Annotated in this window: 21 protein-coding genes and 3 pseudogenes; 7 read left to right on the top strand and 17 right to left on the bottom strand. The window is 59.7% G+C overall.

The window, feature by feature from the left end; translation table 11 throughout:
• Positions 1–6: 6 nt before the first annotated feature.
• From AB8B31_RS20400 to AB8B31_RS20380, 5 genes are all read left to right on the top strand, one after another.
• Entirely contained in the window at positions 7–300 is a 294-nt protein-coding gene (locus AB8B31_RS20400) for a YciI-like protein (protein ID WP_003543605.1), read from the top strand.
• Between the two features lie 2 nt (positions 301–302).
• Positions 303–734, top strand: a complete 432-nt coding sequence (locus AB8B31_RS20395; protein ID WP_003543603.1) for an EVE domain-containing protein — start codon at positions 303–305, stop codon at positions 732–734.
• Positions 731–1426, top strand: coding sequence for a class I SAM-dependent methyltransferase (locus AB8B31_RS20390; protein ID WP_050578536.1), 696 nt, complete (start codon positions 731–733; stop codon positions 1424–1426). Before AB8B31_RS20395 ends, AB8B31_RS20390 begins: the two co-directional genes overlap by 4 nt.
• A gap of 121 nt (positions 1427–1547) precedes the next feature.
• On the top strand, positions 1548–2126 hold the full coding sequence (locus AB8B31_RS20385; protein ID WP_028733535.1) for an SGNH/GDSL hydrolase family protein: 579 nt from the start codon (positions 1548–1550) through the stop codon (positions 2124–2126).
• Between the two features lie 266 nt (positions 2127–2392).
• Positions 2393–4072, top strand: a complete 1680-nt coding sequence (locus tag AB8B31_RS20380; RefSeq protein ID WP_018448220.1) for a glycoside hydrolase family 3 protein — start codon at positions 2393–2395, stop codon at positions 4070–4072.
• A gap of 86 nt (positions 4073–4158) precedes the next feature.
• Here the strand turns inward: AB8B31_RS20380 and AB8B31_RS20375 are convergent.
• The 9 genes and pseudogenes from AB8B31_RS20375 to AB8B31_RS20335 all read right to left on the bottom strand — a co-directional run.
• Positions 4159–4334, bottom strand: a pseudogene (locus AB8B31_RS20375) (ornithine cyclodeaminase family protein); the annotation flags it as partial.
• Between the two features lie 472 nt (positions 4335–4806).
• Positions 4807–5220, bottom strand: coding sequence for a DUF3830 family protein (locus AB8B31_RS20370; protein ID WP_018448219.1), 414 nt, complete (start codon positions 5218–5220; stop codon positions 4807–4809).
• Positions 5217–6650: a dihydropyrimidinase gene (gene hydA, locus AB8B31_RS20365; RefSeq protein ID WP_028733534.1), complete on the bottom strand. Its 1434-nt coding sequence runs from the start codon at positions 6648–6650 to the stop codon at positions 5217–5219. Before hydA ends, AB8B31_RS20370 begins: the two co-directional genes overlap by 4 nt.
• Positions 6651–6661: 11 nt before the next feature.
• Entirely contained in the window at positions 6662–7390 is a 729-nt protein-coding gene (locus AB8B31_RS20360) for an amino acid ABC transporter ATP-binding protein (protein ID WP_018448217.1), read from the bottom strand.
• Entirely contained in the window at positions 7387–10320 is a 2934-nt protein-coding gene (locus AB8B31_RS20355) for an FAD-dependent oxidoreductase (protein WP_032998499.1), read from the bottom strand. The genes AB8B31_RS20360 and AB8B31_RS20355 overlap by 4 nt, the downstream gene beginning before the upstream one ends.
• Positions 10321–10331: 11 nt before the next feature.
• Entirely contained in the window at positions 10332–11222 is an 891-nt protein-coding gene (gene dapA, locus AB8B31_RS20350) for a 4-hydroxy-tetrahydrodipicolinate synthase (protein ID WP_439007496.1), read from the bottom strand.
• A gap of 15 nt (positions 11223–11237) precedes the next feature.
• Positions 11238–11930 (bottom strand): amino acid ABC transporter permease, encoded by a 693-nt coding sequence (locus AB8B31_RS20345; RefSeq protein WP_439007494.1) that lies wholly within the window; start codon positions 11928–11930, stop codon positions 11238–11240.
• Positions 11931–12007: 77 nt separating this feature from the next.
• Positions 12008–12844, bottom strand: coding sequence for an ABC transporter substrate-binding protein (locus AB8B31_RS20340; RefSeq protein WP_018243921.1), 837 nt, complete (start codon positions 12842–12844; stop codon positions 12008–12010).
• 115 nt (positions 12845–12959) lie between these two features.
• Complete coding sequence (locus AB8B31_RS20335) at positions 12960–13613, bottom strand: GntR family transcriptional regulator (RefSeq protein WP_018243920.1); 654 nt, start codon at positions 13611–13613, stop codon at positions 12960–12962.
• A gap of 112 nt (positions 13614–13725) precedes the next feature.
• Between AB8B31_RS20335 and AB8B31_RS20330 the strand changes: the two genes are divergently transcribed.
• A complete protein-coding gene (locus AB8B31_RS20330; RefSeq protein WP_018243919.1) occupies positions 13726–14409 on the top strand; it encodes a GntR family transcriptional regulator in 684 nt (227 codons plus the stop codon).
• A gap of 11 nt (positions 14410–14420) precedes the next feature.
• A pseudogene (locus AB8B31_RS20325) lies at positions 14421–14576 on the top strand (IS701 family transposase); the annotation flags it as partial.
• A 128-nt stretch (positions 14577–14704) separates the two neighbouring features.
• Here the strand turns inward: AB8B31_RS20325 and AB8B31_RS20320 are convergent.
• The 8 genes and pseudogenes from AB8B31_RS20320 to AB8B31_RS20285 all read right to left on the bottom strand — a co-directional run bounded on the left by AB8B31_RS20320 (position 14705) and on the right by AB8B31_RS20285 (position 23388).
• Positions 14705–15895: an amino acid aminotransferase gene (locus AB8B31_RS20320; RefSeq protein WP_018448213.1), complete on the bottom strand. Its 1191-nt coding sequence runs from the start codon at positions 15893–15895 to the stop codon at positions 14705–14707.
• An 85-nt stretch (positions 15896–15980) separates the two neighbouring features.
• The gene (locus AB8B31_RS20315) at positions 15981–17594 is read right to left on the bottom strand and encodes an HAL/PAL/TAL family ammonia-lyase (protein ID WP_018448212.1); all 1614 of its coding nucleotides are present in this window, start codon (positions 17592–17594) and stop codon (positions 15981–15983) included.
• 197 nt (positions 17595–17791) lie between these two features.
• On the bottom strand, positions 17792–18370 hold the full coding sequence (locus tag AB8B31_RS20310; protein WP_028733531.1) for a TIGR02444 family protein: 579 nt from the start codon (positions 18368–18370) through the stop codon (positions 17792–17794).
• Positions 18370–19437 carry an ABC transporter ATP-binding protein gene (locus AB8B31_RS20305; RefSeq protein WP_028733530.1) on the bottom strand — a complete coding sequence of 356 codons (1068 nt, stop codon included), beginning with the start codon at positions 19435–19437 and terminating at the stop codon, positions 18370–18372. The genes AB8B31_RS20310 and AB8B31_RS20305 overlap by 1 nt, the downstream gene beginning before the upstream one ends.
• Positions 19434–20465 (bottom strand): annotated as a pseudogene (locus AB8B31_RS20300) (ABC transporter ATP-binding protein). Before AB8B31_RS20300 ends, AB8B31_RS20305 begins: the two are co-directional and overlap by 4 nt.
• Position 20466: 1 nt before the next feature.
• Positions 20467–21390: an ABC transporter permease gene (locus tag AB8B31_RS20295; RefSeq protein WP_028733528.1), complete on the bottom strand. Its 924-nt coding sequence runs from the start codon at positions 21388–21390 to the stop codon at positions 20467–20469.
• The gene (locus AB8B31_RS20290) at positions 21387–22382 is read right to left on the bottom strand and encodes an ABC transporter permease (protein ID WP_032998498.1); all 996 of its coding nucleotides are present in this window, start codon (positions 22380–22382) and stop codon (positions 21387–21389) included. The genes AB8B31_RS20295 and AB8B31_RS20290 overlap by 4 nt, the downstream gene beginning before the upstream one ends.
• Positions 22383–22449: 67 nt before the next feature.
• Positions 22450–23388, bottom strand: coding sequence for an isocitrate lyase/PEP mutase family protein (locus AB8B31_RS20285; protein WP_028733527.1), 939 nt, complete (start codon positions 23386–23388; stop codon positions 22450–22452).
• Positions 23389–23491: the final 103 nt, after the last annotated feature.

Here is a 23491-nt window from a genome sequence, read left to right as displayed (position 1 = left end):
ACAGACATGCTTTTCGCCCTTCTCTGCAAGGACAAACCGGGACATCTGAACGTGCGCATGGATACGCGTCCGACGCATATCGAGCATCTGAACAAGCTGAACGCCGAGGGCACGCTGAAGATCGCCGGCCCGTTTCTCGATGACGACGGCAAGCCCTGCGGCAGCCTGATCATCGTCGAAGCGGAATCGAAAGAGGCGGCGCGAGCGCTTGCCGATGCCGATCCCTATGCCAAGGCCGGACTATTCGAAAGCGTCGACGTCAAGGCCTACAACTGGGTCTTCAACAAACCGGAGGCGTGAGCATGGCGCACTGGCTCTATAAATCCGAACCCGCTTCCTGGTCCTGGGAGCAGCAGAAGGCTGCCGGCGAAAAGGGCACGGAATGGACCGGCGTCCGCAACTATCTGGCGCGCAATAATATGCGGGCGATGCAGATCGGCGACAAAGGGTTCTTCTATCATTCCAATGACGGGCTGGAGATCGTCGGCATCGTCGAAGTCTGCGCCCTGTCGCATCCCGATTCTTCCGCCAAGGGCGATCCGAAGTGGGATTGCGTCGATATCCGCGCCGTCATGGACGTGCCGAAGCCGGTGACGCTGAAGGATGTCAAAGCGAGCGAGAAGCTCGCCAAGATGGCGCTCGTCACCTCGATGCGGCTTTCGGTGCAGCCGGTCACCGAGGAGGAATATCTCGAAGTCTGCCGCATGGGCGGACTGGACAATCCGCCGCGTTGAAGACTGATCCGCAAGCTTTCATCCGCGCCAATACCAGCCTGATGCCGCCGCCGCATGTGCCGGAGATTTCGCTCTATCTGGCAAGCGAGGCGCATGAGCTCTGGCTGAAGACGGAGGAGGAGCTGCAAGCGATCGGCCTGCCGCCGCCCTTCTGGGCTTTTGCCTGGGCGGGCGGGCAGGGGCTGGCGCGCTACATTCTCGATCATCCCGAGACGGTGCGCGGCAAGCGGGTGCTGGATTTCGCCAGCGGTTCGGGCCTTGTCGGCATTGCGGCTGTGATGGCCGGTGCCCGGGAGGTCATCGCCGCCGATATCGATCCCTGGGCGGAGACGGCAGTCCGGCTGAATGCCGAGGCCAATCGCGTTTCACTCGGATTTACCGGCGCCGATCTGATCGGGCAGGCCGTCGATGCGGATATCGTGCTTGCCGGCGACGTCTTCTACGACCGCGCTTTCGCCGATGCGCTCGTTCCCTGGTTCGCGAAGTTGGCAGCCGACGGCAAGTGGGTGCTGGTCGGAGACCCCGGACGTAGTTACCTGCCGAGAGAGCGACTGGAATTCTGCGCGGTTTATGAGGTGCCGGTAACGCGGGCGCTGGAGGACAGCGAAATCAAGAAGACTACGGTGTGGCGCTTCGCTTCCCAGATCAAAAATGAGAGCCTGATGTCACCAGGCCATTCGGGAGGAAACTAAAGCGGCCGGATTGCGCCAGCACGGGCGGCCAAATGACGCGCACCAGATCTAAGAGGTTGTCACAACGGCAACAAATCCCCGGACTATCAGGTCGAAGCGAAGCAACTAAACTCAGGCTCCAATGAAGACCGTTCTCCTGATAGGCGACTCCATCCGCCTGCATTATCAACCGTACGTCATCAAGGCTTTCGAAGGTCAAGCCAACGTCTGGGGTCCAGAAGAAAACTGCCAGTCGTCAGGCGTCATATGGAATAACCTCGATCGATGGGTGATTTCAAAACGGCCGGACGTCGTGCATCTCAATTGCGGGCTGCACGACCTTCGCCATGACGAGGGGCCGGCCGAGGCTCTGGTGCCGCTCGATGCCTACCAGGCCAATATCACCGGCATCTTCGAAAGGGTCAGGGCCGAAACAACAGCGGAGCTGATCTGGGCGACGGTCACGCCTATTATCGAGGAACGGCATCAGGCCGTGCGCAGTTCGCGTCGCTATGAACGCGACGTCTCCGCCTACAATGCTGTCGGCATCTCGGTCGCTCGCCGCTTCGGCGTGACAATCAACGATCTTCATACCACTGTCAGCGAAGCCGGACCGGAAGTGCTCTTAAAGCAAGACGGCCTACATTTCGTCGAAGAGGGCTATGCCTTGCTAGGTGCAAAGGTTGCGGATGCTTTGCGATCTTTTGTGATCAAGGGATGACATGACCGGTAAGGTAAGGCGAAGAACTGCCTCTGGTGGCGTTGCCACAGAGTTCTGTCTGAAGCATCAACCTCGATCCCGTTCCGCACCTACTCTCGTTCTTTGCTGCAGGCCCTTTTTGGCTTATCGGCTGTATTTCGACGCGGCACGAGATATCCAAAATGTTCCCGACGAACTTAACCTGACATCACCGAACTGGCTTATGACGGGATAGCGTGCATATTCACACGGGCTATCCGCAGAGCGTTGATCAACGGGGGGAACTTATGACGATTTACGACGAGCTTCGCAAAGCGCCGTTCAACCTCGACGACGCTGCGATATCCTGGCTCCACGACACCTATGCCTCGCTCGATCTTGATGACAAGATCGGCCAACTCTTCACCTTGATCATGATCGGGACGGATGAGGAGGAATTCAAACGCATTGCTTCACTCAGGCCGGGCGGCGTAACCCGCTTCTTCACGGCTGACCTCGAGTTCGAGCGGCGGGTCATCTCTGACCTCGTGGCCAAGAGCAAAGTCCCGCCCATCATCAGCGCAGACCTCGAAGGCAGCCGTCATTCCTTCGCTTTCGGCACTCCGGTGCTGGGTCAACTTGGCCTTGCCGCCGTCGACGACGTTCAGGCGACCGAGAGAAGTTCAGAAATCTTGGCGCGCGAGGGCCGCGCGATGGGGGTGCGCTGGTCCTTCACGCCAGTCATCGACATAAATACCGCGTTCCGATCACCGATTGTCGGTACACGGTCATACGGCTCCGATGTCAACAAGATTGAGCGCCACGCGGTTGCCCATGTTCACGGTCTCCAACGAAATGGAGTTGCCGCCACCGCAAAACACTGGCCGGGCGAGGGATATGACGACCGCGATCAGCACCTCGTCACGACCACCAATCCGCTTTCCATGGACGAGTGGAAGGAAACCTTCGGTCGGCTCTATAGAACGCTGATCACCGAAGGCGTGTTGGCAATAATGAGTGGGCACATTTCCCTTCCGGCCTATATTCGATCGAAGATACCAGATGCCGGGCTTGAAGCTTTCCGACCGGCCTCGGTTTCTCGGTTGCTGAACGTTGATCTTCTCCGCGACGAACTCGGCTTCAATGGTATCATCGTCTCTGACGCGACACCCATGGGAGGGCTGTCCGCCTGGGGCCACCACCTCGATACGCTGCCTGATATCATCGCAAATGGCTGCGACATGATCCTCTTCAGCGATGAACCTGAGGAGGATATGGCGGCGGTCAAGGCTGCCGTCGAAGATGGGAAAATTACTCCGGAACGACTTGAGGAAGCGGTTCTTCGCGTGCTGGCGCTCAAGGCGCATCTCAAACTTTTTCAACCGTCAGATGTCCTCCCCGATGCCGCTGAAGCGCGCCGCCTGCTTGCGCATCCAGACAATGTCGCTGCATCAAGGGAATACATCGGCCGCTCGCCCACGCTTGTGAAGGACGTCAATGGTATCTTTCCGCTCGATCCGGCGAAGACAAAGCGTGTGCTGCTGGTTGACGGCGGCATCATTCATCCGCTCATGCCGCAGCCACTGAAATTCTTGCTACCCGCGCTGTTGCGGAAGGAAGGTTTCGAAGTCACGATCGACCGACCGGACATCGTGCCAACCCCCGACGACTTCGACCTCGTCCTCTACGCGCTAGGCGATGAGTCGCTGCTCGTACGAGGCCGGATATTCGTCGACTGGCATAGGATGGGTGGTGGAGGCCTTTTCAAGGCCATGTACCGACCCTGGACGAATATTCCCTCCGTAATGATCTCATTTGGGCATCCCTATCACCTTTACGATGCGCCGCGCGTACCGGCCTATATCAATGCGTACTCCACCATGGACAGCGTCCAGGAAGCCGTCGTTGATTGTATGCTCGGTCGCAAGCCCTTCCTCGGCACCAACCCGGTAGACCCTTTCTGTGGCCTTGAAGATGCGCGCTATTGAAGTCGTTGGGAGCAGAGGCTGCCGGCCTATTGGAACGGGGCAACAGGCGCGTTCCGATCATTCGCGATCGCCCGGACCAGAAGACGTCAGCCGGCGATCAAAGCGGCTTCATACACCATCGTCGCGGCGGCAAGATCAGCCAACGCCGTTCCGACTGCCTTGTAGAGAGTGATCTCGTCGTTGGGCGTCCGCGCTGGACTATCCCGGCGACACAGTTCGTCAATGTGGCACGCACCGCATCCGTAGAAATGACGACGCTTCGACGGGAATAGAGCCGTCGGCACAGCACCGCCTTACCTGCTCGACAGGGGTATCACAGCGTCATTGCGCATCACCACCTCTATATGGGCGCAGAATGCTGAGAGACGGGCGAGGAGGAATTGGCGGCGAAGCCATGAGCCTCTGCAGAAGAGACATCTTACGCGTTTTGGGCTGCTTCTGCGACGGAGGCAGTTCTTGCGCCGCTCTTTTCGCGAGTTCGAAGTCAAAATCAAAAGACATTTCGGGCCTCGTCCACCATTGGAAATCTCGAAGAAAATCTCGAAAACTAGAATGCAGGAAACGTGCCAACCGCTGCGTTAGGCGCTGCTGGCACGCCGGCGTCAACCCTGTCGCCTCGCGCTATTGCGCCTAAAGCGCGTCGCGATCTTTCAGATTCGCTCGTGGCGCTTTAGGTCTTTGTTTTTACGCATGTCGCTGTCGCAAAACCGCTGCACAGTTTTGCGCGACATGCTTTAGCATACGGCCTCAAATCGAATGGATTGCGCGCCTTCCCACAGCGTGAGGCGGCCTATTTCGGCGAGTTGGTCGAGATTGGATGTGATTGTGATGAAATGATTGCCAGCCAGTTGGCCCATTTTCGATGAAAAATCGACGCCTCCGTAGGCAAGCAGGATTTCCGTTTCGCTGATGCCTCCCGGGTAGAGGATGATATGACCGGGGGCCGGATGGCTTGTATGGTTCTCATAACCGACGCCGAAATCATGGTCGCCAAGCGGGATCCAAACGCCCTCGCCAGACCAGCGAACGTGCACGATTTTACCATCGAACGGCATCTGCTTGATGAATGCTTCACAGGTTTTGGGCGCTCTGGCAGTTTCCAGGACAGCGTCGAAGATGAATGGGCCTGCTGTGATTTTCAGTTTCATGATGTCGCTCTTGTTAGATTTGACTGCTTTTTGATTTGTCTCGCCGCGGCTTTCCGATATTGCCCGTGGCCCTTGGTACCCACCAGGACGCCGTTTTCGACGACAGGCTTTCCAGCGACAATTGTCGTTATCGGCCAGCCGGTGATCTCGATCCCCTCGTAGGGCGAATAGTCTGCGCCATCATGCAGTTCCGCATGACGGATGGTCCGCTGGATGGCTGGATCCCAGATCGCGATGTCCGCATCCGCCCCCACGGCAATCGTTCCCTTTTGTGGATAGAGGCCATAGGTCTTTGCATGGTTCGTTGATGTCAGGGCGACAAAGCGCGGCAGATCGATGCGTCCGGCCATGAACCCTTGCGAAAATAGGATGGGAAGGCGGGTTTCGATGCCTGGAATGCCATTGGGAATGTGCCTGAAATTCGTGCGGCCTTTGGGATTAAGCTTTCCGTGCTGGTCGTCGTAGCGGAATGGACAATGATCAGATGAAAAGAGTTCGAATGCCCCGGTCTCGATGCCGCGCCAGCATTCTTTCTGGGCATCTTCATCCCGCGGCGGCGGAGAGCAGACAAGTTTCGCGCCCTCCCAATCCATGCCGTCGAGGTCCTTGGCGGTGAGCGTCAGATATTGCGGGCAGGTTTCCCCGACGACCTTGACGCCTCTCGTCCTTGCGCGAGCGATCTCTTCCATCGCCTCGCCGTTCGAGACATGCACAATGACAACAGGAACGTCTACGATTTCGGCGAGCGTCAGGGCGCGGTGCGTGGCTTCACGTTCGACAGCGACCGGACGGGTGGAGGCATGAGCGCGTGGGGCAACGTCTCCGGCCAGCTCGTGTTTTTCGATCAGGAACCTGATTGCGTCCTCGTTTTCACAATGGACCATGACGGTGGCGCCTGTCCGTCGCGCGACATCGAGCGTCTTTAGGATCTGCGCGTCATCGAGGCGCAGGCTCTCATAGGTCATGAAGACCTTCAGCGACGGATAGCCGTCGGTCACAAGCGCTGGCAACTCCTGGCCCAGCACGGCGTCGCTCGGGTCGGATATGATCAGATGAAAACTGACGTCGGTATAACACTGGCCCTCTGCGAGCGCATGATAGGCCGTTAGCACCTCTCGCAGCGATTTGCCCTTTTCCTGAAGGCAGAACGGCATGATGGTCGTATTGCCGCCGAACACCGCCGACAGCGTTCCGCTCTCGAAGTCGTCCGCCATCTCGATCCCTTCGCCCGAAGGCTGGGAGATATGGACATGGCTGTCGATGCCGCCTGGAAGGACATATTTGCCCGAGGCGTCGATCGTGCGGGCAGCACCCGACAGGCTCTGCCCGATCTGGACAATCTTACCGTCTTTAATGCCGATATCCGCCTGGAAAACATCCGCAGCAGTCGCCACCGTGCCGTTCTGAATGATGAGATCGTAGTCGCTCACAAGCCTGACCTTCAGTGTTGCAGGATTTTGCCAAGGAAAGCTTCGGTTCGCGGATTGTGTTTTCCCGCGAAAAACTCCTCGCTCGGACGATCCTCGACGATCTCGCCCTGATCGATGAAAATGACGCGTGTCGCCACCCGGCGGGCAAATCCCATCTCATGGGTGACGACCATCATCGTCATGCCGTCCTTTGCCAATCCGGTCATGACGTCGAGCACTTCGGAAATCATCTCTGGATCAAGCGCGGATGTCGGCTCGTCGAAGAGCATGGCGAGCGGATCCATCGCGAGCGCCCGCGCGATCGCCACGCGCTGCTGCTGCCCGCCGGAGAGTTGGCCTGGATATTTTTTCGCGTGGTCCGTCAGCCCGACGCGATCAAGAAGCGCCATGGCCTTCGCCTGGGCTGCCGTGTCGCTGCGGCCAATGACAATCTTCTGCGCCAGCATGATATTGCCGATGATCGTCAGATGCGGAAACAATTCGAAGTTCTGAAAGACCATGCCTACCCGTGTGCGAAGGTTTGGCAGGTCGGTCTTCGGGTCACCGACTTCGATACCATGCACCCGGATCGAACCTTCCTGAAACTGCTCGAGCCCGTTGACGCATTTGATCAACGTCGATTTGCCCGACCCCGAGGGACCGCAGACAACCACGACCTCACCGCGCTCGACGTTCACCGAGCAGTTCTTAAGGACAGCGAACTGACCGTAATATTTGGTAACGCCCGTGATCTCAATCATGCCCGGCCTTTCTGGAAACGCGCGATGGAAAAGGGTTGCAAGGCTCTATCGGTCTCGCGACCGAGAACGAGCCGAGATGTTAACTGGCCGACGATCGGGCCGAGCGTATAGCCGTTTGAAGTGACGGCGTTGAAGAACCCAGGCATTGACGGATGTTCGCCGAGGATCGGCGCACCGTCGATGTTGATGTTCATCGCCGCCCAGCTTCGGATGACGTGAAGTTTGCGCAGAGCGGGAACGACGTGCTGGGCAACCCAAAGGTTCCCCTCAAGGCTCGACAGTAGCGGGCGTGGATGTTGATGGACGGGATCGAGGCCTGCGGTCCAGCCGCCGCCGATGATGAAGTTCCCGTTTGCCGCCTGCTTGAGTGTCAAATGGCGGTCGGCATGGGCGACGAGACACGAGATCAAAGGTGCTGCGGCCTCGGTAACCACCATCTGCAGCGGAGCACCGAATACCGGCACATGGACACCGAGCATCGCGCCGATCCTTGAAGCGAAGGCTCCGGCTGCATTGACGATCCGTTTTGCCCGCAACATGCCCCTCGATGTCTTGACCTCGAACCCGTCGTCCGAGGTCCTTATTCCGGTGACCTCGCAATTTTCGAAGAGTTGAGCGCCGTCTCGCCGTGCCGCCTCCAATATATATTGCGTCGCGACGAGAGGATTGATCTTGCCCTCCTGGGAGCAGTAGGCAGCGCCGACGAAGTGAGAAGACAGGGCAGGCTCCAGGGAGCGCAGTTCCTCTTGCCCGATCAAGCGGCAATCGATCCCGGCCGCGCACTCCACCCCGACCTTTTCCGCCAGAAAACGCATGTGGTCATCGGTTTCGGCCACCATGAGGCCGCCTGTGACCTTCATCTCGAAATCCTGTCCGAGTTCGCTTTGCAGCGCCGCCCAAAGAGCGATTGAATCGCGCTGGAGGGGAAGTGTTTGTGCGGCCGCTCCGCCGCCACCTTCGGCACGGGCGCCATGGTCGAAGGAAAGCAGCTGGGCATGAAGGCTTCCTGCATTCCCTCCAGACGCCAGCGAATTCGCAAAAGTGCGCTCGACCACCACAACGTCCTCGCCTTCCCTGGCAAGGAAGAGCGCCGTCGAAAGGCCTGCAATGCCTGCGCCGATCACCAGCGTGGACGTTTCCGCCACCGGCAAAGCTTGAGGATTCGCCACCGGGGATTTTTCCGGCAAAAGTGCGCGCTTGTGGCCGCCCCATTCCGGCTTTTCGACCGCAAGCGCCGCCAGCGGAATAGGTCGAAGTGGCATTTGCGGAGCCAGAAAACCGCTTGTTTCGCCAGTGAGGTGCCGTTCTTTGACGACGCCAGCGATCGCTTTGCCGCAGTAGCGGCTCTGACACCGCCCCATGCCTGCACGCGACAGGCGCTTTAATGTCGAAACGTCCTGCGCACTATCTGCGCTGAGCGTCCTCAAGACACCGTAAGTCACGCCTTCGCAACGGCAGGTCAATGCATCATCTGGCAGAATTGCCGTCTTTGTCTTTGCATCGTCCTTCGGCGCAAAGACCTGCCAAAGGGCTTCTTGAAACCGTCTATGGCGGGCAAGTCTTTTCACCACGCTTTCGTCAGTTTGGACAAGGAGGCCCAGTTTTCGCGCAATCGCCGCGGCGGCGATCTGTCCTTCTGCCATCGCAACATGCGCGCCGCCGAAACGCGCCGCTTCACCGACAACATGCACATTTGCAAGCGTTGTCTGACCGTCGAGATCCCGCACTGCCCGCAGATCGCCGCCGACGACCTCATGGCCGCACCCGAGTAGCCGCGACAGCTCATTGGAGGCTGCGAAATTGCCGCCGATAAGGACCGTGTCGGCATCGAGATTGGCCTCGCCGCCTGGTCCGGCGAACGTGACTCTCTCCACCCGCTGCGAACCATTGATCGAGGTGAGTACGCTATTCCAGCCTATCTTGACGCCCGCGGATCTAAGCGTCGATATCTGCTGCAATCCGTGACGGGCGAGAGCGGGATCAGTTGTCAGAAGGCCGAAGGCTGCTGCAGGGCGAGACCACGGTGGTGGTGCTGCTTCCAGCAAAGCGACTATGGAGGCTCCTGCCTTTCGAAGTTCGTTTGCGACCTGCATATTCAAGGGGCCGTTTCCGGCAATAACGATCCTTCGGCCGGGAACGGTTCCGTAGCTCCTCAGCAACGTCTGGGCGGCCCCTGTTGTCATCGCACCAGGAAGTGTCCAACCCCTGACCGGCGTTGGGCGTTCGTAGGCCCCCGTCGCGATGATGAGTATTTTCGGCTTGCAGTAAAACGCATCGCCGGACCCATAGCAGGCGATAGTAAGCGAACCGTCGTCGTCACGTGCGGCACCCCACACCACCGTAGCACTTAGAAATGTCACGCCGTGATCGCGCACTTCCCCTATAAGCGCTGCGCCGGATAACGCCTGCTCGTCGCCACTCAATCGCTCGGCGGCGTTCCGTGTCGAGGGCTGTTTGAAATACTGCCCGCCGGCAGACGGTCGTTCATCAATGACAGTCACCTTGGCGCCGGCCGCAGCAAGGACCTCCGCGGCGGCAAGCCCCGCAGGCCCCGCTCCGACAATGAGAACGTCCATCGTCCTTGTCGTCAAGGAATGCGGCACACTGCAGAGATCGGCAATCTGACCAGTGGCAAGATCTGGCCGCGCAGCAGGGCGCAGAACTTGCATGTCATCGTCGACAATGGTCATGCAGGCCCGCTGGCTGACTTTTCCGTCGATCGTCACGAGACAGTCGTGACAGGCACCCATTCCGCAGAAGAGGCCACGGCCCTCGCCTTTGATGCCTCGGGAAAATTCATGCCGCCCCGTCGCTTCGATGGCGGCGGCAACAGACATGCCCTTATCGGCAAATATCTGCAGACCGTCGACCGAGAGCCTGACCCGCGCATCGTCGGGTCTCAAACTCTGGTTTATGGAAGCGACGGGCATCATGGAATTCCTCAGACGCTGAACGTCAGACCGAAATCGGCCACCAGCCTCTTCATGGCGGCATCCTGCGCGGGCGGCAACGGCAGGCGCGGCGGACGCAGCAGGCCTGCGCCAAATCCCATGTGGGTCAGCAGTGACTTCGTTCCTGCGACATAGGCCTGGCCCCCGACCGCCTGAATGACAGGCAGCCATTTGAGGTAAAGCTCTCTTGCCTCATCGAACTTTTTCTCATTTGCGACAAGTTCGAAGATCCGCGCCATCGGTCCTGGCGCAACATTTGAAGCCACTGCCACCCAACCCTGCGCACCCATAACGAAAGACTCGAACCCGAGTATGCCCCCGAACACAGTCATATCGTCGCCGGCCAGTCGGATGATATCGCGCACGCGCGTCACTTCGAGGGTGGACTCCTTGATATAGTCGCAGCCGTCGATTTCGGCGATGCGCTTGACCAACTCCGGCGTCAGATCGACGTTTGCGGTCGCGGGATTGTTGTAGACCATAATCGGGATGGCCACGGCAGACGCAATGCTCTTGTAGTGGTGAACGAGTTCGTCATCCGTTGGGGTGGAATAGAACGGCGGAATAATCATGACGCCGTCAGCCCCCATTGCCTCGGCCTTGACGCTAAGGCGAATGGACTCCCGCGTATCTTCCGCTCCCGTGCCGATCAAAACAGGCACTCGTCCCGCGACAGTTTCGATGACGGTCCTCGCCACACCATCGCGCTCTTCCTCGCTGAGTGACAGAAACTCACCTGTCGATCCAAGAGGGATAAGACCATGGATACCTTCTTTGACCTGCCAGTCGGTAAAGGCAGCCAGCCCATTCAGATCGACCGCGCCGCTGGCATCCAACGGAGTAATCATCACGGTGTAGACACCGCGGAACGTCTTCTGCATTTGAAAATCCTGGTTCTAGCGCTTCTCGTTCATGGAAAGCCGAGATCCGGCTTGACCGAGACGCTTTTCGATATGGCTCTGGAAGGAGTCCCAGAGTGTTGTGAGGAGGAGGTAATAAATCGCCGCGACCGCAAACAGTTCGAGCACCATGAACCGCTCCTGGATGAGAACCTGGGTCCGGCGAAGGAGTTCTTCGACCGAGATGACGGAGGTGACAGAGGTCGTTTTCAAGAGACCGTTCACCGAATTGCCGAGAGGCGGAACGATAACTTTGAAGGCTTGCGGCATCACGATGTAGCGCATGATCTGACGCTCAGTCATGCCGAGCGCGCGTGCTGCCCGGGTCTGGCCTTCCGGCACGGCTTCGATTCCGGCACGAATGATCTCCGCGAGATAAGCCGCCTCGTTGAGAGCCAATCCGAGCAACGCTGCCTCTATGACGGTGAATTTGATGCCGAACAGCGGAAGCGCCGTGTAGATCGCAATCAACTGTACAAGAAGCGGCGTCCCGCGAAAAAGCCAGATATACGCCTTGGCAATGTAGGTTGGCACCCGCCGCGACGATCGCCGCATCAATGCAAGAGCAAAGCCCAGAATAAGCCCCGCAATCAACGAGACGACGGTGAGCCAAACGGTCGTGAACACCCCGCCAAGTATAAAGGGGTTGAACAGATAACCGAAAAAGCCAGACCAGTTCCAAAGCGACATGAAGACGACTTTCTGCAAGAGGTTTGGCGCGACGTGGTCGCGCCCCGCCTCATCTCTAAACGATCTTTGAAATCAGTTCAGCGACCGGGGCCCTTGACCGAATAGTCACCCGCGACCATCGGCAGACCGTATTTGTCAAAGAGCGCCTTCAGCGATCCATCCGCCTTCATGTCTTTCAACGTCGCAGACACGGCATCAGCCAAAGCCGGGCTTTTGAATGCGACGGAGACCGGAGCGGGGTAGAGGCCGCTGATTGCCCGTTTGAAGTCCCCGCGAGAATCGTACTCCTTGGCGACGGCGTCGATCGACACGACACCCTGCACCTGGCCTGCCCGCAGAGCCTGGTAGGCGAGGGCGAAATTATCGAACGTCTGGATGGTCAAGCCTTCTTTGCCCGCGTCACGCAGTTCCTTGTCGAGAAGGCGTGTCTTTGTTTCCTCGAAACCACCGATTTCGACACCGATCGTCATGCCGGCCAGATCATCTTTTGCGGCGACGTTTTTCTTCGAATCTGGTGCCACGGAGACGCTGATGGCCTGATCTTCATAGGGGATCATCTGCATGATCTTGGCGCGCTCTTCGGTGAAGAAAATGCCTGTATTGATCATGTCCCAACGGCCAGCCTGCAGGCCCGGAACCATCGCGGAGAATTCGATCCGGACATATTCGGGTTCAAGGCAAAGGCGCTTGGCGATCTCTTTGCCGAGGTCGATGCGCATGCCCTTCAGATCGCCCGTGGAGTCGATGAACTGGAGCGGAGGAAGCGTTGGATTGGTCGACATGACGAGCGTGCCGGGCTTGATCAACTCGCCTGCCGCCACTTTGGGTTCGCAGGATTGAGCGAAGGCAAAAGACGCTGTGATCGACAGGAAGGACGCGGCAAGAACGCTGCGAGAGAAGTGTGAACGGAGCATGGAGAGCCTCTGGAGTTCGGTTCTTTATCGTTGGATCCCGACCCTGCATTCAAGTGGGATCCCACTTTTATACAAAAGTTCATCGTGGATGCAAGTGCATTCTCAATTCATCGATTCAGTAGTTCGCAAGGACGCCCTGGCGGACGACTTCGAGATGATCGGTCATGGCTCGGCGAGCCGCCTCGGCGTCGTTAGCGGCCAAGGCAAGCAGGATCGCTCGATGTTCTCGCACGCCCGGCTTCGCGCGCACGACAGGCAGCTGTCGCTCGAAGATCGTTGTGTAGCGTCGCATCTCCCCGATCGTGGTTGCCATAAAGGGGTTGCGGCTCTCGCTTGCGATATAGTTGTGAAGCGCGTCGTCAAACGCCCAGACCACCTCAGGGTCAGGTTCGGGGTCGGCCTCGATCTCGTCAAGCATCCTTGTCAAAGAGTCCAGTTCAAGTCGCGAAACATGGGGGCTGGCGAGCGCGGCGGCAGTTGGTTCGAGCAGCATCCTCATGGTGAGACTGTCAAGGTAGTCCTTGAGACTGATGACCCTGACCGAGAGAACGCCTTTTTCGTTTCTGACAAGTAGTCCCTCTCCTTCGAGACGTCCCAGCGCGTGGCGCATGGGAGAACGCGAAACAGCATGTTTGGTCGCCAGGCGGCGTTGCTGGACGACCGACCCCCCGGCGAGCCTGGCTGATAGAATATCGGCCAACAGGGAACGGTAGGTTTCGTCAGCAAGGCTGGAGTCGCCAACTTCATTCAGACCATCGTCCATCTGCACTCGTTCCAGTCCTTTTCCAAATCGGCTATCATATGTAACAAGTGATCGCGTAAGGAAAGCACGATGCCGCGTCGAGCGGCCAACGCCTTAAAGAACAAGGAAATGGCAAACGGTGACAGACGCCTTAGAGGCCCCGGGTCGGAAAATTGCGGAGAAAGGGCAGCATAATCTTGCATCGCTGACCTACAAGGCCGTGTCCGACATGATCCGGCATCGCCGGCTGAAAGGCGGGCATGTCATCGTTGAGGCAAGGCTTGCCGAAACACTCGGGATTTCGAGGACGCCGCTGCGGGAAGCGCTGCAGAGGTTGGAGGGCGAAGGTCTGGTTCGCAAGGGCGATGGCCGAAACTACGTCGTGCGACAGGTGGATGTCGGCGAGTATCTTCAAAGCTTGAAACTGAGGTTGTTGATCGAACCTGACGCAGCCGTACTGTCGATCAACGCTATTCCGCGACGACTTTTGATGAGCGTCCGGCAGGAAATTCACGACCTTCTGGACGCGACGGCGTATCACACGGACGCGCACTGGTTCTCCGACGACAATCTCCACAATATGATCATCGATCATTGCGGCAACGCGGTAATGGCCAAGGTATTGCGGGAGCTTCGGGCGACCACGCGTCTCTTCGAAATCGACCGCCTGAAAGATCGCCTGAAGCCGGACTCCACGGAACACCTCGTTATCATCGAGGCGATCGACCGGGGCGACGTCGAGGAAACTCGCCGAGCTGTCGCCCACCACATCGAAAGCTTAATCGCATTTACCCGAATGCATCTACAAGTCGCTGACCTTTAGCATTACGAGATGTGAAAGCGCGAATGCGGCCACTGTTCAGGCAAGAGCGCGTGGCAAATTCGGCTGGGCAATTTCTGGACGGTTTGCGGGGAGAAGAGCGGCGCAAGACGGGTCGGATGCGGGCGGAGGCGGCGGGCGACACCGGCCCGTGGCAGCAGCAGGCTATTCAACGCCATCCGCCCAGATAATTTCCGGCACAAGGCAGGTCACAGCCTTTGCCCAAACGTCATTCTTGTTTGCTGTTTCACACGGCGTAGATACCGAACTCCCTGTTAACGCCTCAAACGGGTGCTGATCAGCTGATTCCGCGAACTGCCAGAACGGCTTCCGCAAAGGTGTCGATCTGGCTGGCCTGCAACCCGGCGACATTGATGCGTCCGTCCTCAACGATATAGATGGCGTGGCGCTCGCGCAGCATCACAGCTTCCCCGGGTGTCATACCGATCAGCGAAAACATGCCTTTGTTCTTGGCGAGGAAATCGTAGTCGCTGCCATTGGTGAGACGCCGGAACGAGGCAGCAAGCCCCTGGCGCAGCGACAGAATGTTGGAGCGCATACCGTCCAGTTCGGCGCGCCAGTCGGCCGAAAGTGCCGGGTCTTCCAAGACGGTGCGAACGATAGCCGCGCCATGATCCGGCGGCATCGAATAGACGATACGGGCTCGCACCGTGAGTTGCGCCTTGGTTGCATCCGCCCGATCCGCGTCGGCGGCGAGAATGAATGCAGCACCTGTACGCTCGCGATAGATTCCGAAATTCTTCGAGCATGACGCGGAGACGAGCATTTCCGGAACCATGCCAGCGAGCAGCCGCACGACGAAGGCGTCGTCCTCGAGACCGTCGCCAAACCCCTGATAAGCGATATCGACCAGCGGAACGAGACCGCGTTCGGCGATGATCTCCGCCAGCGCCTGCCATTGCGAACGGCTGGGGTCCGCGCCTGTCGGATTGTGGCAGCAGCCGTGCAGCAACACGACGTCGCCCCGCTTCGACCGTGAGAAATGATCGAGCAGGGCGTCGAAATCCATCTCGCCTGTTCGGTTATCGAGGTACGGGTAAGTGACAATCCGAAGCCCGATGTCTTCGAGGATCGACACATGGTTCACCCAGGTCGGGTCGGGCACATGGACCGCAGCACCCGGGCGCGCCAGGCAGATCAGGCCGGCGAGCACCGTCAAGGCGCCCGCTCCGCCCGGCGTCTGGATACCGCGAATTCGCTCCCACGGCGCGGCCTCGCCGAAGACAAGCCTGCCGATGAGATCGCAGAAAACAGGATCTCCGGCCGGGCCGACATAGGCCTTGGTCGTCTGCGCGGTATGGATTCGCTTTTCTGCCTCCCTCACCGCCCGCGGGATCGGTGTTGTACCGGAGGCGTCCCGGTAGACCCCGACGCCGAGATCGATCTTGTTCGGACGACTATCCTGCCGGAAAATCGGTATCAACGACAGGATCTTGTCGGCTGGCGGCATTGTCAGGTCATCGAACATTGTTCTCTCCGGTCAGGGGATTTGCCGGCGGCGATGAAACGCCGGCGCTTCATGATGCGGCCGCAGCCCAAATCAGCCGGCCCGCCTATTTCAGCGCGCCGATCTTGTTCTCGATGGCCTCCAGAAATGCGCCGGACCGCACGATCTCGAGAGCCGGTGTGGTCTGCTTGGGCATGTAGCTGTCCTCCTGCTGGAATGGGATCGCCTCGCAAAGCGCATCATAGAGCGCCTGGCTGCCGGTTCCGAGCTTGTAGCCGCCGAGTGCCTCTTCGGTCAGGAAGATGGCGCGGGCCGCAAGCAGGCATTCGACACCAAGGATCTTCGGCATGTTGTCGACCACCTGACGCGTCTTGCGGCATGCCCATGTCGCCATCGAAACATGATCTTCCTGGCTGCTCTTGGTCGGGATGGTATCGGCAACGGCGGGGAAAGCCAGCGTCTTGTTTTCCGATGCGACGGACGCCGCAGCCGTCGAGATGATGCCATAGCCGTAATTCAGGCCGATTGGCTTGCCGGCAAGGTTCGGCGGCAGGCCGTAGTTCAATGTCGTGTCGCAGAGCGAGAACAGGCGTCGCTCGGAAATATTGCCGATTTCCACCAAAGCGATCGTCAGGATGTCCATGGCGAAAGCGATGGGTTCGCAATGAAAGTTGCCGCCGGACAGGAATTCCAGCGCGCCGAGTTCGTTCCAGAAGACGAGCGGATTGTCGGTCGCGGCGTTGAGCTCGCGCGTGATCAGTTCCTTGGCGTGCTCCAACTGGTCGCGGCAGCTTCCATGCACCTGCGGCAGGCAACGGAAGGAATACTGATCCTGGACCCGGGCGGTGTGTTTCGGATGCAGGATATCGTCCTCGAGGCGTACCGCTCGCGCCGCCTCGGTCGTGCGGCGGCTACCCTCGATAATGCGACGGATATTTTCCGCAGTAGCGATCTGCCCGGGCTGCTTGCGCACGAGATGAATGCGGGGATCGAACGCTGCCTGCTCGCCGCGGATCGCCTCCAGACTGAGCGCACCGGCCGCATCGGCTGTCTTCATCAGCATCTCGGCGTCATGGAGGTTGAGAACCGCCATGGCCGCGCAGAGGCTGTTGCCGTTGATGAGGGCAAGGCAGTCCTTCGCCTTGAGATCGAAAGCAATTGGCGAGATGCCGGCTTTTTCCAGAGCCTGCGGCGCAGGCATGCGTTCGCCCTGGTAATAGGCTTCCGCCTCCTCATAGCCGATCAGCACCGAAACCATGTGTGCGAGCGGCGCCAGATCGCCAGACGCGCCGACCGACCCCTGGATCGGCACCACAGGGTGAACCCCGAGGTTCAACATCTCAACGAGACGATCGACCACCTCGATCCGCAGACCGGAAACACCGAGGCAGAAGGCGTTGATACGGACGGCCATCATGGCGCGGACGATTTCTTCCGACGCCGGTTCTCCGATGCCGGAGCAATGCGAGAGCACGATATTGCGCTGGAAGCGATCGTTATCGGCCTGGTTGATGGCATAATCCTTGAGCTTGCCGACGCCGGTGTTGAAGCCGTAGGTTGGCGGCGCGTTTTCGGTCAGCCAGTTTTCCTCGATATAGTTTCTCACCTTGATGATTTCGGCGCGCGCTGCATCGGCGAGCGCTACCTTGGCGCCCTGGCGCGCGATACGAACGGTATCTTTGATCGTCAGGCTGTCACCGTCTAAAATTATGGCGTTCATCTCGATGTCCTTGAAGCTCGATGGGTGTGAGAAAGTAAGTGCCGAAATCGAACACGTCGCGCGCCGGGAGCGCGGCCTGTCTCCATCGCAGCGGTAATGCCACCAGTGACGGCGACGTAGTTTTCCGCGACACCTTCTTCGGTGACGATGGTTCCTGTCATGACGGCGCCGAAATCGCTCATGATGTCTTCAGACCCTCAGTCCGCGTGACGGGGAAAGCCGTGGCACACGGCTTTGGTGGCGCCTTGAAGCCGCCCGATCAACGCCCCTGCCTTGGGTTCCGGCATGGCAATCGTTTCGAGATAACGGGCTGCCAGCCCGCCCGGCCCTTCGAGCGGGAGAAAGTCGTCGGCCAGACGCCGGACCTGCAACCGTTCCGCCTCCAGCTCCGCTGCCTTGATCTGCTCGTAAAATTCAATCTCTGCCGTGTTCCTGCGGCCTTGACGCAGGGTTAGCCGAAGATGTCGCAACGGCAGGACGAAGAGCGAGCGCCATTCGCCGGCACGGTCCAGAAGCCGCCGCATCTCGCAGTCATCCGCGCCGTGTCCGTCACTATCCGCAAGAGCGAAGAACAGCAGTGACGGCACGTCCACCGCATGACGTGTCTGGGCTTCGAGGCACAAGGACGCGATGCCGGGCTCACCGTAGAGCCGGACCATGGCATCGAATACATTGGCACAGAAAACAGTGCGCCTCGCAGCTCCGGTATCCTGTTCTGAGCGCGCGTTGCCGCTTGCCACGGGTTTTTCTTCGAATGCATCAGGGGCTTTTTCCATCACGCTTGTTCCGCCGTCTTCATTCCGGGCGCCGGTTCGTCGTGAGGGAAATGGCAGGCTGCGAATTGGCCGTAGGGCATCGCCGCAAGCTTCGGTTCCTGCGCAGCACAGACCGCCTGAGCGCGTGGGCAACGCCTGCGGAACCGGCATCCGGATGGCGGCGCGCTGCGCGACAAGGCCTGCGTCGGCGTTGCGCTCGGCACGATCTTCCGGCTGGCATCGGGAACCGGGACTGCTTCCAGCAGCATGCGGGTATAAGGATGCGCCGGACGCTGATAGATGGCATCGCCGGTTCCGATCTCGACGATCTTGCCCATGTAGAGGACGGCGACTCTGTCGCTGACATTGCGCACGACGGCGAGATCGTGGGAAATGAAAATCAGCGCCAGGTTTCGCTTCTGGCGGATATCCTGCAGAAGATTGATCACATGCGCCTGCACCGAAACGTCGAGAGATGCAACCGGCTCGTCGCAAACGATCAACTCCGGCCCAACGGCAAGCGCCCGCGCGATCGCAATGCGTTGGCATTGGCCGCCGGAAAACTGATGCGGCCTGCGGCCCTCCACCATCGTCCGGCTCATGCCGACATCGTTGAGCGCACGATCGACCCTTTCCAGCCTTTCCGCTTTGCGGATGCCCTGGATCTCGAGGCCTTCTCCGACGATATCCTGCACCTTGCGGCGGGGATTGAAGGAAGAAATCGGGTCCTGGAAGATCATCTGCAGTTTGCTCCGGATGGCGCGAAGATCGGAAGCCGACAGATCGGCAACATTCAGGCCGTCATATTCAACGTGGCCGTCGACACGCGTGTCCGCCTTCGGCAGAAGCTTCAGAAGGGCACGGCCGATGGTCGTCTTGCCGCTGCCCGACTCTCCGACGAGACCGAGCGTTTCCCCAGGAGCCACGTCGAAGGAGACGCCGTCGACCGCAACAAAGATCTTGCCGCCGCGCCGGTATCTGACCGAGAGATTGCGAACTTTCAAAAGCGCGTCGTCGCGCAGGAAAGCATCGAAGGCATGCGTTGCGGCACCTGCATCGATGGCCTGGCCGGAAGCCTCGTCATTCATGACAATGCCCTCCTTTCGACCGCGGTGTCGGCTGCATCGCCGGTTTGAACGGGCACATAGCAGGCGAAGCGGTGCTTGCCGTCCGCACTGGTGGTCATCGGCGGCATCGAGGCATGGCAGCGGGCCTCGGCGGAGGGACAGCGCGGTGCAAACGGGCATCCGGGCGCGGGGTTGGCAAGATCAGGCGGACGGCCAGGGATCGTGTGCAGTTTCGTATGAGCCGGCTGGTCCATGCGCGGCATCGCCGAAAGCAGAGCCTCGGTATAGCGATGGCGCGGATGGGAAAAGACGGTGTTCGTCGGGCCGTATTCCACGACATGCCCGCCATAGAGCACGAGGATGTCGTCGGTGCGTCCTGCGACGATGCCCAGATTGTGCGTCACCAGGATCATCGACATCTGCCGCTGCTACTGGATAATCTGCAGCAGATCGAGAATTTCCTTCTGAACCGTCACGTCGAGCGCAGTCGTCGCCTCGTCGGCGATCAAGAGATCCGGCTGGCAGGCAAGTGCCGTGGCGATCATGATCCGCTGCTTCATGCCGCCCGAAAACTGATGCGGATAATGCCCGTAACATTCCGCGGCATCGGGAATGCCGACGCTTGCCAGCAGTTCGATCGCGAGTGCCTTCGCCTGCGCTTTTCCAAGCCGCAAATGGAAGCGGCTCGCCTCTTCGATCTGCCGCCCCACCCGCACGAACGGATTGAGGGATGTCATCGGGTTCTGGAAAACCATCCCGAACTTGCGGCCGAGAAGGGCACGGCGTTTCGCCTCGTTGAGCGTCGACAGATCGATCCCGTCGGCAAGGATGCGGCCGCTGGTTTTCATGCCCTCCGGCGCAATCCCCATGATCGTCTTGACCAGCATGGATTTGCCCGCTCCGGATTCTCCGACGATGCCGAGCGTCGTGCGCGGCGGGATGCTGAAGCTCACGTCATGCAGCACGCGGATCGGCCCGAACGGAGACCTGAAATGACAGGAGAGTTCGTGACAATCGAGGACCGGGGTAGTGTTCGCTGCCTCATTCATATCAGAGTTCCCTGCCGCGATGGTTCATGCGACGGGCCAGACAATCCCCGACCGTATTGAGCGAATAGACCGTCAGCACAATGGCGACGATCGGTCCGAAGATCAGCAGTGGAAAGCGGCTGAGCAGGTCGGTCGAGCTGGCGATCATCCCGCCCCAGCTCGGCGCCGGCGCCGGAATGCCGTAACCGAGAAAGCTCAACGATCCCTCCGTGATGATCAGCCCCGCCATCAGCGGCGGAACGATGGCCGTCAGCGCCGGAACGAGATTGGGCAGGATCTCGCGCAGCAGAAGCCGCATGTCCGACGCGCCCATGGCGCGTGCCGCCAACACGTAGTCACGGTCGTTCTGGGCAATCACGCCGCCTTTGGCGATGCGTGCATAGGTTCCGATATCGAGCAGGCCAAGCGCCAGCATCATCGTGAAAACCGAATTTCCGGTCACCGATATCAGCGCCAGGATGACGAGGATCGGCGGAAGCGACGCCATGGAATTGGCATAGAGATCGACGATCCGCTCGACCGGGCCGCGATAGAAGCCGGCCAGCATTCCGAGGATCATGCCGATCACCAGCGAGATCAGCGTCGCGACCGAGACGATGGCGAGCGTCGTTCGCGCACCGTAGAGCACGCGGGACAGGATGCTGCGCCCGAGCGCATCGGTTCCGAACAGGCCGTTCAGGCTCCATTCCGGACCTTGCGAGAAATCGCCGTAGGGGAAGCTTGCCCGGACGAGACCCGGAATGAACTCCACGAAAACCGAGGAGACGATGAGAACCGCCAGGAACACGAAGGCGAACCATTCCATTGGATGGCCGCTCGGCATGCGGAAGCGCGCGGTCTTCGGCATCGCGGCATTCAACGCCTCCGCCAACGCGACCGCTTCGCCGGGCACGAGGTCCGTTTGTGTTGGCTCAAGGCGGCTCATGACACGTCCACCCGCGGATCGATAAGCGCATAACCGAGATCGACCAGGATAAAGATGACGACGAAGATCACCACCGTCAGCGACAGAATGGCCTGCATGACGGGCAGGTCGTGGCTGCTCACCGCATTGAGAACGGTCCAGCCGATGCCGGGCACCGCGAAATAGCTCTCGACGATGAAGGAACCGCCGAGCAGATAGGTCATCGACAGGCCCATCACCGTCAGCACCTGGGGAGAGGCAGGGCGCAGCACGTGGCGCATCAGGATATAGCGCGTCGGCAGACCCTTGGCCCTGGCAACGAGGACATAATCCTCCTGGAGGACCGCAACGAATTCGCTGCGGCTCACCCTGTAGAAATAGGCTGCCTGGTGCACGCTGAGGCACATCACCGGCAAGGCGACGTAGTAGAGATTGCCGATCGGGTCGTCGCTGAAGGAAACCCAGCCGGTCGCCGGCAGCCAGCGCAGCACGATTGCGAAGACGAAGCCGAGCAGAACCACGATGACGAAGGTCGGGATCGACAGCATGACCGAGGACACCGCCCGCAGCACCGTATCGACGATGCCGCCCGGCCGGCTGGCGGTATACATGGCGAGCGGCACGCCGATCAGGAGCGAGACGAACATGGCAAGCAGTGCAATCTCGAACGTCACTGCCGCCCGGTCGACCAGGAGTTTTGCCACGGACTGCTGGCTGAACATGGTCTGCCCGAGATCTCCCTGAAGAAGCCGTCCGAGCCAGCCGAGATAACGTTCCCAGACCGGCAGATCGTAGCCGTAACGGCTGTTCAGCGCATCGATCTGCGCCTGCGTCGCGTTCTCTCCAAGGATCAGCTGCGCCGCCGACCCCGGCATCAGGCTCGACAGCGCCGTCGCGGAGAACGTCACCAGCAGGAAGACCGGAATGCCGGCCAGAAGCCGGACGCCGACCGCTTTCAGATAGGAGAGCTTGGCAATTCGCAACGATCGGTCTCCGATTGGCAGGTGGAACATCCAATGCCGGACTGGGCCGGCATCCGGATTTCGCAAAACGAGACGGCAGAGCGGCGGGCCTCCGGGATCAGAGTGCCTTCCATCTGTCCTCGGCATCGAGCCAGCCGCTGTCCCGCTCCAGTGCGGCCTTCTGCTCGGCAGGCGTCATGCCGCCCATGCTGTGCTCGTCCGCGTAACGCGTGCTGCGGTCCTTGAAGACATGCCGCCCGTAATCCATCATGCCATACATCGATCCCTTCTCGAGATAATGCATGGTCACCAGGTTGAAGCCGAGCGCCTCGATTTCCTCGAGCCGCACGAAGGGCACGCCGTTGACTGTCGCGACATCGCCGAACATCTTCCAGCCGGGCAATTCCTTTGCCACCTTCTGACATTCCTCCAACGTGCGCAGCCCATGCACATAGGTCATTTCAGCACCGAGTGCTGCGGCGCGCACGCAGCGTTCGATAGCGTCGTCCAGCCCTTTCTCGAGCTTGGATTCGGTGCGTGCGATAACCACGCAATCGGTGCCTTCGCAAGCTTCGATCGAGGCCTTGATCTTGGCGAGCCACAGCTCCTGCGAGACGACCTCATGCGGCACGTTGCCATCGACCTTGCCGGCCAGCGTCGCCGCCTCCATGGCACGGCCGAACCGCGCATAGCCGCGTTCATTGGGCGTATCCTCGATCAGGATCGCTCCGGCACCGGCTTTGGCGAGACGATAACAGGTGCGGAAGGTCTGGACGACATCGCCGAAGCCGTCATCGGCATCGATGACCAGCGGCAAAGGCGAATAGTCGGCGATGCGGTCGGTCGCGTAGACCAGTTCCTCCTGATTGTGCAGGCCGAGATCCGGCACGCCGGACATGCTGAATCCCAGCGATGCGCCGCTGAGCAGGATCGCCTCGAAGCCGGCCATTTCCGCCGCCTTGGCGGAGTAGCAATCCCAGACGCAGGGCGTGAACACCTGCTTGCGGGAAACCAGGTCCCGAAACTTCACCTTCTTGCGATTGCCGATCATCGTCATCCACCTTTTCCGATCGCCCCGCGTCGCAGGGCCCATTCCGTCGTCTTAACGTCTCTGGCGTGTACGGTCGTCCAGCCCAACGACCGGCCCCTTCCCAGCCCGC

Source organism: Rhizobium sp. 62_C5_N11_2 (genome assembly GCF_051811185.1).
GTDB classification, from domain to species: domain Bacteria; phylum Pseudomonadota; class Alphaproteobacteria; order Rhizobiales; family Rhizobiaceae; genus Rhizobium; species Rhizobium leguminosarum.
Note: the sequence above shows the minus strand (reverse complement) of the source record. Positions and strands in the feature narration are given on the sequence as shown.